This window comes from Mucilaginibacter koreensis, from assembly GCF_054783355.1.
The window spans coordinates 2,902,492-2,916,154 of record NZ_BAAGQS010000001.1; the positions used below are offsets into that span (position 1 = coordinate 2,902,492).

Annotated in this window: 10 protein-coding genes; 2 read left to right on the forward strand and 8 right to left on the reverse strand. The window is 46.4% G+C overall.

The genetic code is table 11. From position 1 onward, the window contains the following. Positions 1 to 89: 89 nt before the first annotated feature. A complete protein-coding gene (gene lnt / locus ACYVNW_RS13030) occupies positions 90 to 1,697 on the forward strand; it encodes an apolipoprotein N-acyltransferase (RefSeq protein ID WP_460680310.1) in 1,608 nt (535 codons plus the stop codon). Positions 1,698 to 1,813: 116 nt separating this feature from the next. On the opposite strand, the gene ACYVNW_RS13035 is transcribed toward lnt, so the two are convergent. The 8 genes from ACYVNW_RS13035 to ACYVNW_RS13070 all read right to left on the reverse strand — a co-directional run bounded on the left by ACYVNW_RS13035 (position 1,814) and on the right by ACYVNW_RS13070 (position 10,881). Then, a complete protein-coding gene (locus ACYVNW_RS13035; protein WP_460680311.1) occupies positions 1,814 to 2,104 on the reverse strand; it encodes a GIY-YIG nuclease family protein in 291 nt (96 codons plus the stop codon). Positions 2,105 to 2,299: 195 nt separating this feature from the next. After that, a complete protein-coding gene (gene panD, locus ACYVNW_RS13040; RefSeq protein WP_460680312.1) occupies positions 2,300 to 2,650 on the reverse strand; it encodes an aspartate 1-decarboxylase in 351 nt (116 codons plus the stop codon). Positions 2,651 to 2,735: 85 nt separating this feature from the next. Further along, entirely contained in the window at positions 2,736 to 3,341 is a 606-nt protein-coding gene (gene pnuC, locus ACYVNW_RS13045) for a nicotinamide riboside transporter PnuC (RefSeq protein WP_460680313.1), read from the reverse strand. A 134-nt stretch (positions 3,342 to 3,475) separates the two neighbouring features. Further along, positions 3,476 to 5,527: a M13 family metallopeptidase gene (locus tag ACYVNW_RS13050; protein WP_460680314.1), complete on the reverse strand. Its 2,052-nt coding sequence runs from the start codon at positions 5,525 to 5,527 to the stop codon at positions 3,476 to 3,478. 180 nt (positions 5,528 to 5,707) lie between these two features. Further along, positions 5,708 to 7,867: a carboxy terminal-processing peptidase gene (locus tag ACYVNW_RS13055; RefSeq protein WP_460680315.1), complete on the reverse strand. Its 2,160-nt coding sequence runs from the start codon at positions 7,865 to 7,867 to the stop codon at positions 5,708 to 5,710. A 448-nt stretch (positions 7,868 to 8,315) separates the two neighbouring features. Then, the gene (locus ACYVNW_RS13060; protein ID WP_460680316.1) at positions 8,316 to 8,924 is read right to left on the reverse strand and encodes a hypothetical protein; all 609 of its coding nucleotides are present in this window, start codon (positions 8,922 to 8,924) and stop codon (positions 8,316 to 8,318) included. Positions 8,925 to 9,013: 89 nt separating this feature from the next. Beyond that, entirely contained in the window at positions 9,014 to 9,856 is an 843-nt protein-coding gene (locus tag ACYVNW_RS13065) for an isoaspartyl peptidase/L-asparaginase (protein WP_460680317.1), read from the reverse strand. A gap of 104 nt (positions 9,857 to 9,960) precedes the next feature. Continuing rightward, entirely contained in the window at positions 9,961 to 10,881 is a 921-nt protein-coding gene (locus ACYVNW_RS13070) for a cyanophycinase (protein ID WP_460680318.1), read from the reverse strand. A gap of 168 nt (positions 10,882 to 11,049) precedes the next feature. Here ACYVNW_RS13070 and cphA point away from each other — a divergent pair, with 168 nt between their 5' ends. Beyond that, the gene (gene cphA, locus ACYVNW_RS13075) at positions 11,050 to 13,662 is read left to right on the forward strand and encodes a cyanophycin synthetase (RefSeq protein ID WP_460680319.1); all 2,613 of its coding nucleotides are present in this window, start codon (positions 11,050 to 11,052) and stop codon (positions 13,660 to 13,662) included. Position 13,663: the final 1 nt, after the last annotated feature.

A 13,663-nucleotide genomic window follows, 5' to 3' on the forward strand; every position in this document is an offset into this window, starting at 1 on the left:
AGCGTGGCAACCGCACGAAAGCATTTACGCCTCTGTACAGCAAGCGGTTGCCACGCTATCGCTCGCAATGACAACTTAAACATTTCAACATGAGAAACAATATACTCCTTTCCCTCCTCTCCGGCCTGCTGCTATGGATTGCCTGGCCGCCTACAGCGTACACCCCCTGCCTGCTGTTTATCGGGCTGGTGCCCATGCTGGTGGCGATGGAAAATATTATACAATCTAACGTTACCAACAAGGGCAAGAAGCTGTTCTGGACTACCTTTGTCGGCTTTTTTGTATGGAACAGCTTGAGCATCTGGTGGGTGTATAATTCGTTAAAAACCATTGGCCCGCTGGTAGCCGTACCTATTACTTTAGTTCCGTATGCGTTAGGTCCTTTGCTGATGTCAACCGCCTGCTGGTTATATTATCGTTTACGCTTACAGGCAAAGCGTAATTTGGCGCTGACCGGACTGGTTTGCTTTTGGATAGGGTACGAATACCTGCACCAAACCTGGGATTTAAACTTTCCGTGGATGACCCTGGGCAACGGTTTTGCTATTAGTCACCAATGGGTGCAGTGGTATGAATATACGGGTGTATATGGCGGCACGTTGTGGATTTGGCTCACCAATATTTTTGCCTTCCTGGTCTACATCAGTCTACGCGAAGCACAACCTAAAGCTTATAGAACCCGGCTGGTTACAGCGTTTACATTAACACTGATTGTACCGCTGGCCTTGTCACTATATCAGTATCATACTTATGAGGAATTGCCTAATCCGGCCAACATTGTGGTGGCACAGCCCAATATTGACCCTTACGAAAAAGAGGGCAGCATCCCGGCAGGGCAGCAAATTGCTGTATTAACGCATTTGTCTGATTCGCTGGCGCAGCCCAATACCGAATATTTTATCTGGCCCGAGACCGCCATTGCCGAGAACGTAGACGAAGACAAACTGAGCAGCAGCCCTTATTATACCCAAATCAGGCAGTTTTTAGGTAAGTATAAAAATGCCAATGTGCTTACCGGTGCCGAAACTTACAAACTGTATAATGATGACCACACCCCTTCGGCCAGTAAACTGCCGGGCAGCAATCAGTACATTGATGCTTTTAATACGGCGGTAAATATTGAAAACTCATCTAAAATCCAGTTTTACCATAAATCAAAACTGGTGCCTGGCGCCGAAATGATTCCCTTTAGTGCGGCTATGTCTTTTTTAAAACCTGCTTTTGAGCATTTAGGTGGAGCCACCGGCAGCTATGGCCGGCAGGACTCGGCAGGAGTATTTTACTCGCAGGAAGGCATTGGCGTTGACCCGGTCATCTGCTATGAATCCATCTGGGGAGAGTATGTGGCACAATCAGTTCGGCAAGGGGCACAGTTTATTGCTATTATTACCAATGATGGCTGGTGGGAAAACACTTCAGGTAAAGACCAGCACCTGGATTATGCCAAGCTGCGGGCCATTGAAAACCGCCGCTGGGTATGCCGCTCAGCCAATACGGGTATATCAGCTTTTATTAACCAACGCGGCGATGTGGTTAAACAAAGCGGCTGGTGGGTAAGAACGGCTTTGAAGCAGGATATTAATTTAAACAGCGACCTTACTTTTTACTCCCGCTTTGGTGACTACCTACCTAAGATGACCAACGTACTGGCACTACTGGCACTGGCCTGGCTGCTGGTGAAGATGTGGAAGAGGTAAGGGAGGTTTACTTTGCCGCGTCGAGGGGTAGATGCAAAAGTGTTCATTGGTGCGGACTCTGCTACTATGCTTCGAGTGCCTCAGCATGACAGTGGTAGTGGTGTTTTGAAAAAGCTTTAAAATTGTCTCTTTGCCAACTGCGGTAACAGGTTCCAGTTGCCGGTAATTAACGCTTCTTTCTTTTCACGCCGCCAGCCTTTAATCTGTTTTTCAAAAATGATAGCCTGATTGACATAATTAAAGCACTGTTGGAATACCAGTTTCAGCGGACGTTTATTATAAGTAAAGCATGTAAGATTAATTCCATCCTGATGCTCTCGCATTCGCCTTTCTAAGTTGTTGGTTAGTCCCGTATAATAAGCACCATTGCTGCACTCAAGAATGTAAACGAAGTATAGCTTCATCATTAATAAATATTTCCTTTTAGACGCAAGCACCACTGCCGCTGTCATGCTGAGGCACTCGAAGCATGAACGCACAGGCCACACCTATGAATGTCTCTGCTACTACCCTTCGACGGAATTCAGGGTGACAATATTAGTGCTTATAGATAAGTGAAGTTACAATCCTCAATTGTAACTCAGCATAATAGCGTTAAACTATTACTTAATCAGCTTATTATCTGTATCGGGGAAAATGAGGATGGGTTGGTAGGCACGGGCTTCGTCCTGCTCCATGTAGGCGTATGACATGATGATCACAATATCGCCCACTTGCGCTAAACGTGCGGTGGCGCCATTGAGGCATATAGTACCGCTGCCGCGTTCGCCTTTAATCACATAAGTTTCGAAGCGGGCACCGTTGTTATTATTCACAATCTGCACTTTCTCGTTCGGTATAATGTTGGCCGCTTCAATCAAGTCTTCATCAATGGTAATACTGCCTACATAGTTCAGTTCGGCTTGTGTTACTTTAGCACGATGAATTTTTGATTTTAAAACTTCAATAATCATGCGGCAAAGTTAGTAAATATTAACGGATGCGATAATAAAGTAAAGCGCAGGGCTCATTTCTGACAATCGGACGATAGAGCAAGCACTAAATATTCACGTTCATTAACTGCCGCTTATAATCCCTGCGCCAATCTATATATCCTTTTACCGCAATCAGCGCATAAATAGCAAACATAAAAGCTGTAGGTTGCAAGCCTTTCACCAGGTAAATGCCTACATAAATTACATCTACAAACACCCAAAGCAGCCAGTTCTCTACCACTTTGCGAGCCATGTATACCTGTGCGGTAAGGCTGCAAACAGTGCAAAAACTATCCAGGTAAGGAAAGGCGGCTGGCTTGTAATGGAGTACCGGCGCAAGTTTTACCAGCGCGAAACCCAAAATAGGTGATACCAGCACAATAACCAACAGCGCTGTAAGTACCTGCTTAGAGGTCACCTGTGTTACCGGCACTTTTGGTGCATTTACCGGTTGCCTGCTCCAGTAATACCAACCGTAAATGTTAATGCCGAACAGGTAAATGTTTTGCCCCATATCGGCATATAAAGCCTGCTCTTTAAAAATAAAGATATAGATACCAGTGCTGATGATGGCGAAAGACCAGTTCCAAATATTATTGATGGCCGCCAGGTAAACACAAAGCAGGCCGGTAACTACACCTATGAGTTCCAGCCAGCTTTGGTGTTGCAACCAAGAGAAAACTGATGTGCAGATATGCAGATGTGCGAATATGCTGATGCAGGAAATCAATATTAATTAACTAATTATCGTGAAATTTACTTCGTCATCAGCATATTCGCACATCTGCATATTTGCACATTCACCTACCAAATCCTCACCCGCTTGGCCGGATCAAGCCACATTTTATCGCCAGGCTTGATGTTAAACGCTTTATAGAACTCCGGAGTATCCATAAATGGCCCGTTCACACGTAAAAAGCCGGGAGAATGTACATCGGTTAAAATCTGGTTAGCCAGTGCCTCGTTACGGGTTTGACCCAGCCAGCCTAAGGCATAGCCTAAAAAGAAACGCTGCAACGGGGTTAAGCCGTTGATGGGTTTACCTGTTTTATATTGCGCTGTTTTTTCAAAGGCACTTAAACCAATAGCAATACCGCCTAAATCAGCAATATTTTCGCCTAAGGTGGCTTTGCCGTTTACATGAAGGCTATCGAGCACTACAAAATTATTAAACTGATCGATCAGCATTTGCGCACGGGCGGTAAACTTTACCGAATCCTGCGGTGTCCACCAACCTTTCAGGTTACCCTGGGCATCATACTGGCGACCTTCATCGTCAAAACCATGGGTCATCTCGTGGCCAATGGTAGAAGCAGCGGCATAACCGTATACCACGGCATCATCCACCTCGCTATCCTTAGCGCCGGGGATAAGGAACTGGGCAGCAGGCAGTACAATCTCGTTGTTAGATGGATTGTAATAGGCATTGTAAGTTTGCGGTGTCATGCTCCATTCGGTGCGGTCAACCGGTTTGCCCAGCTTGTTTACATTTTTCAGGTAGGCCCAGTGGCGCGCCTGCAGCACATTACCATCATATGAAGTACGGGTGATGGTCAGCGTAGAAAAATCTTTCCATTTATCCGGGTAACCTACCTTGGGGTGAATGGTATTCAGCTTTTCCAAAGCTTTTTTCTTGGTAGCTGGGCTCATCCAATCCAGTTTTTCAATATGCTCGCGGTAGGCGGTACGCATATTGGCCACCATAGTTACGTAGCGGGCTTTGGTAGCGGCCGGAAAATATTCTTTCACAAACAGTTGCCCCAGCAGTTCGCCCATCAGGCTGCTCTCGGTATCCAATACTCGTTTCCAGCGCGGCAATTGCTCTTTACGGCCGGCCAGCACGGTACCCGTAAAACGGAAGTTTTCATCATTTAATGCCTGTGTTAAATAGGCGGCATTGGCAGTTAATACTTTGGCGCGCAGGTAAGCTTTCCAATCATTAACATTAAAGGTTTGCAGTGCAGTATTTACCGCGCGGTAATATTCGGGCTGACCCACAATCACAGTATCTACCGTTTTGTATTCCAAGTTTTTGAATACGGTAGGCCAGTTGATGAGCGGCGTCAGTTTATTCAATTGCGCTACCGGCATTTTGTTATAGTTGCGGTAAGGGTCGCGCAGGTCCTCCAACTTGCGGTTGCTGTCGGCCAAAAACTTTTCAATTTTATACACACTTGCCGCATAGGCTGAGGCCTGCGCTGCACTGAGGCCCGACAGCTTCATCATGTTGGGCAGATAGGCCGTTTGATAATCATTACGGATGCGGGTAGTGCGGGCATCCGTTTTAAAATAATAATCGCGATTGGGCAAGCCCAGGCCGCCTTGTCCCATTTGCAGCATCATTTTACTGCTGTTCTTATCATCCTGCCCTACCCCGGCGCTAATGAAGTTGCGCGAACCGTAGGTAGTGAGATAAGCTGCTGCGTATAAAATACCGTTTACATCTTTAGCGGCCTCAATGGCATCCAACTGTGCCTTTACCGGGGCAAGACCCTGTTTTTCGATGGCGGCGCTATCCAGGCCGCTATAATAAAAATCACCTATTTTTTGGGTGGCAGTACCCTGGGCGGCATGAGCGTTCAGGGCATCCTCGTTAATTTTTTTTAGTCGGTTACGGATATCCTCATTCACCACATTGCCAATCCCCCAGCTGGCGTAAGCCGCAGGTATAGGGTTGCGTTTCAGCCAGCCACCATTGGCATACTGAAAAAAGTTATCCTGCGGCCGCACCGAGGTATCAAGATTGTCAAATACCGGATCGTTGGTGAGCCGTTCAATAGTATAAGCGCTTAAAGCCAGGGCAGTTGCTGCTAAGGTGCAAGCCAACGCCTTTTTATAAATTGGAAATGTTTTCATGCAATGTTCAAACTTAATAAAAGTTCACCAGCATTACTACAGTTCCGGTTGTGGTTACCAATTAGTCATTAAAGCAGTATGATTTACAACAAAAGGGGCAGTTCCCTTTTAGAAACTGCCCCTTTTGTTGTATCCGTACGCACCACAACTGGAACGCACTATATTGCATTTATAAGCCGATTAATTACTGCCCACCATATTATTGGTCAGATTATTGGGTTTACCCAAATTGATATAATCTGTCAAAATTTGGCCAGCTTCAATTTTCAAAAAGTCCAAATCCTCGTTTTTAGGACGGGTTTGACCTTTTTTGAGCGGTGATAAGCCTAATGCGGCACGGCGCAGGTTGTCATGCTCCAGCGTGCGGGCATCATCAGCATCACGTTGCTGTTTCAATTGCTGCTCGTTCAGCGTAATGCTTTTTTCAGCTTCGCGCTTTTTAATTTCAGCAATGTCTTCCAACATATATTTATAATTCACATTATTAGCCATACGCTGCTCATGCAGTTTAGTGAGTTGCGGCACCACACCGGTTAAATCGCCAGCTTTAGTATAGTTGCTGCGCTGTATCATATCAAATGGCAGGGCAGACGGTTCAGTATCTTCACCATATTTATCCAGCGGAATAACAGACGGGAAAGAAATATCCGGCATTACACCCTTATGCTGGGTAGAACTACCACTGATGCGGTAAAACTTTGCCATGGTTAAGTTTAACTGGCCGAATTTGGTTTGGCTGCCGGTAGCTGTAGTTTTGCTGCTGCCACCCACTTTACCGCCGGTAAGGTTAGAGAACATATCGCGTACAGAGGGGCTAATAACGCGGTCAAGCTCGATAGCGCTTTGCACAGTGCCTTTACCATAGGTTTGCGTACCCAAGATGAGGCCACGGCCATAATCCTGAATAGCGCCTGAGAATATTTCTGATGCAGAAGCACTAAAGCGGTCAACCAGTACAGCCATTGGGCCAGTCCAGGCAATAGCCGGGTCTTCGTCCTCATCTACTTCTACGCGGTTGCGGGTATCGCGCACCTGCACTACCGGGCCGGTTTTAATGAACAGGCCTGTTAGTTCAATGGCTTCCATCAGTGAGCCGCCGCCATTCTGGCGTAAATCCATCACTACGCCGTCTACGTTTTCACGTTTCAGGGTATCTAATATTTTGCGCACATCGCGGGTGGTACTTTGGTAGTTCGGGTCATTGGCACGGTAAGCATTAAAGTCGAGGTAAAATGCAGGCACATTAATGATACCGATTTTTACCGTTTTGCCATTTACGTTATATGTGCGAATTTCCTTTTTAGCCAATTGATCTTTCAGCACAATTTTTTCGCGCACCATTTCCACAATCTTTGGCTTATCAGAAGCGCCTTTGCCTTTGGGCAGAATTTTAAGGCGTACAATGGTACCTTTTGCGCCACGAATTAAGGTGATGGCATTATCTGTACGCCAGCCTACAATATCAGTAAACTCACCATTGGCACCTTGCGCTACGCCAATAATTCGGTCATCCACATTAATCTGACGGCTTTTATCCGCCGGACCACCGGCCACAATGCTTTTAATGGTTACATATTCGTTTTCTGAATTCAGCGAAGCGCCAATACCTTCTAACGAACGCGACATTTCAATATTGAACTGGGCTGCATTGGCCGGGTTAAAGTAATTGGTATGCGGATCGATAGCTTCGGTAAAGGAGTTCATGAATACCTGGAACACATCCTGATTTGAAAGCTTGTTGGCTTGAGAAAGCAGGTTATTGTAACGTTTTTTCAGCGTTTCCTTGTTCTTGGTCATATCCGGCGTAGCCAGCTTCAGGTTCAGCAGGTCATACTTTACGCGCTTGTTCCACAGCTCGTTCATTTCACTCTCCGAGGCGATCCAAGGCTGGTTGTCACGGTCGTAAGTGAAGGTTTCGTTAGAAGTGAAATCGTAATTTTTGCCTAACTGCGCCAGCGAGTAACGCACCCTTTCCAGGTAGCGCTTTTGATAAACGTTGAAGATGTAAAACACATTGTTGAGGTTACCCGCTTTCAGGTCATCATCCAACGCAGTTTTATATTTATCAAAGTCCTTGATATCCGATGCCAGCAGATAGTTGTGATTTTCGTCTAATGCTTTGATAAAACGATCGTAAATAACGGCCGATATGGAATCATTAAGCGGAACCTTTTTGTAATTGTAGTTTGATATTAATGACGCTACTTCTTTGGCCACCACGCTTTGCTGCTGGTCGGGCTGCAAATCGGTAGAGCCTTCTACTTTTTTAGGATGCGATGGAGATGCCTTACAGGCCAGCGCAGCGCCCAGCATCATCATCAGGTATACATTCTTTAACATGTTTTTCACTTCTTTTAAATCCGGATATGTATTAAACATCAATACGTGTGCCTATAGTATGAATTTGCTAATGTAAAAAATAAGAGACATCTGCAAAGATGTCTCTCTATAGGAAATAACAATATTACAAATAATGTTTTAGCACTGACAATTATATCGGCCTGAGCAGGCAAGGGAGTTGACTGAATATGAATAGAATAGATATGGTATGCGAAACATACTGTAAGTGCTTATGCTATCACGATAGCAAGCAATAAAAACTGCTTAACATCAACTGCCTTGTGTCATGCTGAGGCACTCGAAGCATGGGTGCACAGGCCGCTCCAATGAACGTTTCTGCAACTACCCTTCGACGGAGCTCAGGGTGACAAAAGGAAGCCTCGTTATTTGTAGAGAGTTTCTCCCTACGGTCGAAATGACAAGTCAGAAAAAGTTGGGGTGAAAAAACTTAATTCACAGCTACCGTTTGCAACGCATCATCATACCGTAAATCGGTACGAACTGATACGAAGCGGCTGCGCTGCAAACTGTTCAAACGCTTTTCAATATCCAGCACATTATTTAAGTAACCATTGTTGCTGGCAATCTCCCGGGCTTCCAGTAAATCCTGCTGGGCCAGTACAAAATCGCCAATAGTGGCTTTAATATTGGCTAACTGCAACAGGTTGGCAATGGTAAGCCTGTGGTTATTTTGATTGCGAGAAATATTATTACTTTGCAGAAAGAACCATTTGGCTTCTGACAGGCGGTTTTGCTGCATGTACAACTGGGCCAAATCGCTGAAGTTATAGCTGGCTACATCGTAAATACGGAACCGCATATTGTGCTGGGCCGTTTTCATTACCTGTGCTTCGGCCAGCTCCAGGTTGTAATCGCTGCGGCCCACCGAAGTGGCATATAACCTTGGCCGGATTACCTTGTTTTTAGGCAATTTATAAACTAAGCCATGTGCCGGATTTAAATCGGGCAGGTGGGTACGTTTTTTAAAAAAAGCAAATTGTGCCGAAGCAGAATAACTAATGCAGGCGCACAATAACAACAAGGATAAACGTTTCATCGAATACTTACGCGGGTTTAATTAATTAAATTAATCAGTATGTAAATATAGCTATACTTTCACGAAAGTTGCAATCCTCAAATTGTCATTTATTCAAAAACCTGCACCTGCCCGTCATGCAGAGCCCATACCATATAAGGGTGAGTATCGGCATGGTAAACTTCGCCAGTGGCCGACAGCGCAATGATGCCTGCAAAGCCGTCATAAGGTTTTAATTCCTGCAGGGTTTTATCGCCGGCCTGGGTTAGGGCCATGCCATCGGTAACGCGGGTAACTACCTTGGCAGCAATGGCCCCGCTTACAATATCCTCGCCTACACCGGTGCAGGAAATAGCCGCATGCGCATTGGCATAATTGCCGGCCACAGTGGCTGAATCACTTACCCGGCCCGGAATTTCAAAACCTTTGCCACCGGTTGAGGTGCCGGCAGCCAGATTACCCTGCGCATCTAAAGCCACGCAACCTACAGTACCCAGGCGAATAGAATCGCTTAATTTTTTATTGTACTCCTCACGGCGCTGCGGTATCTCGGGGTTATAATACTCAAAGCCATGATCGCGCGCAAATTGCTGGGCACCTTCGCCACCCAGTACACGGTCATCCACCACCATCAGCTTTTCGGCTACCTGTATAGGGTTTTTAATGTCTTCCACATTAATTACACCCGAAAACCGTTGGGTTTTGCCATCCATTAATGCAGCGCTCAGGCGTATTTTACCATCGCTTTGTATTTGCGAGCCGGTACCGGCATTAAACAGGTCGCTATCTTCAAGCAAGCTCACGGTGAATACCACCGTTTCGGCCGCAGTATGGTGCTGTAAAAAGTTATACCCTGCTTCAACAAGGGTTTTTAAAGCTTCCTGCTTCGCTTCTTTTATTTCCTGATTAGTACCCGATTCGCTGAAAAAACCGCCGTGGATGATGAGTTTCATTAGGTGTTATTTTGGTTGCCACAAAGGTATGGCATTCTGTGCAATTAGTATATTTTCAGCTAATTTAATCTCCTACACGCTTGGGAGAGAGCCGGGAAGAGGCCCTATTGCAAATCGTTCTGGTCCGGCACCTGTATGTAAACCCCTTCTTCTACCTTTACTTCATTTTTAATCACTAAACGCTGCTGGTGCAGGTCATATTTATCATAAATAGAAAGCACGTGCACCTTCAGGTTTTCAATAGATACCGGTGCGCCCATTTCTACCTCGTAAATATTGGTGCGCACAATGCCCCGGCCATCCACCAAAATGGTTAAGCCCGAGCCAATGGCTTCCATGCAGTTGCCTTCGGTAATCAGCAGGCCGGCATCTTCGCCCAAACCAATGCCCAGCAGACCGGGGTTGGTAGCTACCGCATAAAACAAACGCCCAATGCGCCCGCGCTGCACAAAGTGGGTATCAATAATTACCGAGTCAATAAAGCCCAAGCCGGCAGTAATTTGTACTTCGCCCTTTACCAGGGCATCGCTGCTCTGGCCGCGGTAAATCATGTTGGACGAGGCCGCAGCTGCACCGGCTGAGGTACCGGCTACTACAAAGTTTTCATGGCAATAACGGCGCTTCAATATCTGCAAAAATTCAGTTCCGCCGAAAATAGAACTCAGGCGCAGTTGGTCGCCCCCGCTAAACATCACCACATCGGCTTTACGGATGCGTTCCAGTACCTCCGGGCTCATGGCATCTTCGCGGCTGCGGATATCGAGCACGTTTACATTGGGAACATTCAGCTGGTGGAAGGATTTGATATACTCAGCGCCTACCAGTTCGGGTATTTGCGAGGCTGTGGTGATAACCTCTACTAATGAACCCTCTTGATGCGCCGATTCGGTGATGATGCGACGTAGGATACCCTTTTCGAAAAACTTAATATAGTTGGGATGCAGGATGTGCTCCTGGTCGCTGATGCCGCTACCCATATCTACCGCACCGCCTATGATGATTAATTTACCTTTCGGGACGTTCATTATTTACTGCTCCTTGCTATTGCTATTTACAAATTAATAGAAAATGTGATAAAAACGCTATTTTTTATTAAAAATATTGAATTACAACACCAAAAGTTTCATTGTATTGTTACAATTGTTAGATTAGGAAACAGAAAATCACATTCTAAACATCCCATTAAGCTATTTATGAAAATTGAAAATATACAGGTGCTGCGCGGCCCCAACATCTGGAGCGTAAGCCGGAAAAAGCTGATTCAAATGCGGCTGAATCTGGAAGAACTGGAGCACCGGCCTACTAACACTATAGAAGGCTTTCTTGAACGGATGCAGGCACTGATACCCAGCCTGTACAATCACCGCTGTTCGCCGGGTGTACCGGGCGGCTTTTTTGAGCGGGTAAAATCGGGCACCTGGATGGGACATGTGATTGAACACATTGCGCTGGAGATACAAACCCTGGCTGGTATGGATACCGGCTATGGCCGTACCCGCCAAACCAAAACCGAAGGTGTGTACAATGTGGTATTTAACTACGTGGAAGAAAAGGTAGGCATTTATGCTGCTGAAGCCGCCGTGCGCATTGCTGAAGCCTTAATTAACGGTACCGAATATGAGTTGGACAAGGATATTCAACAAATGAAGGAAATACGGGAGCGTACCCGTTTAGGCCCAAGTACCGGCTCTATTGTAGAAGAAGCCATCAGCCGCAATATCCCGTGGATCAGGCTGAACAACCAATCATTGGTACAACTGGGTTATGGCAAAAACCAAAAGCGCATACGCGCCACCATGACGGAGAACACCAGCAGCATAGCGGTGGACCTGGCTGGCAACAAAGATGAAACCAAACGCATTTTACAGGAGCAAGCCATTCCGGTAGCTAAAGGTATTACCATTACTTCAGCCTCACAGGTACCCGAAGCCATACGCAAAGTAGGTTTCCCGCTGGTATTTAAACCCTTGGATGGCAATCATGGCCGCGGTGCTACCATCAACGTAAAAACTACAGAAGAAGCCATTGCCGCTTTTGAACATGCCGCAAAAATATCGCGCAAGGTAATTGTTGAAAAATTCATCACCGGTTATGATTTCCGGGTGTTGGTGATTGATAATAAAATGGTGGCCGCCGCCCAGCGCCAGCCTGCCCACGTGGTAGGCGATGGTATATTAACCGTGCAGCAACTGATTGACAAAGAAAATGAAGACCCGCGGCGTGGCTTTGGGCACGAAAACGTGCTGACCGAAATAAGCATTGACCGCGATACCATGGACCTGCTCACCAAAAAAGGTTATACGCTGGAAACTGTGCCGGAGAAAGATGAGGTGGTTTACCTGAAATCAACCGCTAACCTGAGCACCGGTGGTACCTCAATTGATGTAACCGACCAGGTGCATCCGCACAATGTGTTTTTGTGCGAGCGTATTTCGCGCGTCATCGGCCTGGATATTTGCGGTATTGATATTATGGCGCAAAACCTGACTGAGCCGTTGACTGATACCGGTGGTGTGATACTGGAAGTAAATGCAGCACCCGGCTTCCGGATGCACATTGCCCCAAGTGAGGGGCTGCCGCGTAACGTAGCGGGCCATGTGATTGACATGCTGTACCCACAAGGTCAATCTTCGCGCATACCTATTATTGCGACTACGGGCACCAATGGCAAAACCACCACAACCCGTTTAATTGCCCATATTGTGCGCAATAATGGCTACCGGGTAGGCTATACCACGTCAGACGGTATTTACGTGCAAAATACCATGATGCTGGAGGGTGATACCACCGGCCCCATGAGTACCGAGTTTATTTTGAAAGACCCCACAGTTGACTTTGCCGTGCTGGAAACTGCCCGCGGCGGTATACTACGCTCCGGCCTCGGTTTTGGGCATTGCGATGTAGGGGTAATTACCAACATACAGCCCGATCACTTGGGCATAGCCGATATTCATACCCTGGATGACCTGGCCCGTGTGAAAAGCGTAGTGATTAACGCTGTGAAAAAAGATGGCTGGGGTGTATTGAATGCCGATAATGAACACTGTGTACGAATTGGTAAAAAAGCTTACTGCAATATTGCCTACTTCAGTCGCTTTGAGGATAACCCGGTAATTAAAGCCCATTGCCAGAAAGGCGGCATTGCCTGCATCAGTGAAAACGGTTATGTGACGATTAAAAAAGGTGACTGGAAAATCAGAGTGCAGCGCCTGGGCTATATTCCGCTTACGTTTGGCGGTACTTTGCCATTTATGGTGGAGAATGTACTGGCAGCTACTTTAGCGGCTTATGTATATGGTTTTAAAATAGAAGACATTAAAAATGCCCTGGGCACCTTTGTACCTTCGGTAGCACAAACGCCGGGGCGGATGAACATCTTCCAGTTTAAAGAGTTTAAATTTATGGTGGATTTTGCCCATAATCCCGACGGTTACAATGGCATCAAAGAATTTTTAAGCCATGTGGATTCGCCTCAGAAAATAGGCTTGATTGCCGGCACCGGCGACCGCCGCGACGATGACATCCGCGAACTGGGGGCTATTGCGGCTACGATGTTCGACCATATTTTGCTACGGCAGGAAAACCACCTGCGCGGCCGTACCAAAGAAAACATCATTGGGCTAATGGCAGAAGGCATCAAATCCGTGAATCCTGATTTTCCTTATGAAATAATGGATAGTAAAACCGATGCCATTAAATACGCTATCGACCTGGCCAAGCCTGGTGCCTTTATTACCACACTAAGCGATGCCGTGGATGATGCCATTGATATTGTACAGGATTACATGGAGCGGGAAAGAGAGTAGA

Bases quoted from the DNA above. Each gene is read 5' to 3' on its own strand.
- lnt (WP_460680310.1), top strand. From the start codon at position 90: ATGAGAAACAATATACTCCTTTCCCTCCTCTCCGGCCTGCTGCTATGG.
- ACYVNW_RS13035 (WP_460680311.1), bottom strand. From the start codon at position 2,104: ATGATGAAGCTATACTTCGTTTACATTCTTGAGTGCAGCAATGGTGCT.
- panD (WP_460680312.1), bottom strand. From the start codon at position 2,650: ATGATTATTGAAGTTTTAAAATCAAAAATTCATCGTGCTAAAGTAACA.
- ACYVNW_RS13050 (WP_460680314.1), bottom strand. From the start codon at position 5,527: ATGAAAACATTTCCAATTTATAAAAAGGCGTTGGCTTGCACCTTAGCA.
- ACYVNW_RS13055 (WP_460680315.1), bottom strand. From the start codon at position 7,867: ATGTTAAAGAATGTATACCTGATGATGATGCTGGGCGCTGCGCTGGCC.
- ACYVNW_RS13060 (WP_460680316.1), bottom strand. From the start codon at position 8,924: ATGAAACGTTTATCCTTGTTGTTATTGTGCGCCTGCATTAGTTATTCT.
- ACYVNW_RS13065 (WP_460680317.1), bottom strand. From the start codon at position 9,856: ATGAAACTCATCATCCACGGCGGTTTTTTCAGCGAATCGGGTACTAAT.
- ACYVNW_RS13070 (WP_460680318.1), bottom strand. From the start codon at position 10,881: ATGAACGTCCCGAAAGGTAAATTAATCATCATAGGCGGTGCGGTAGAT.
- cphA (WP_460680319.1), top strand. From the start codon at position 11,050: ATGAAAATTGAAAATATACAGGTGCTGCGCGGCCCCAACATCTGGAGC.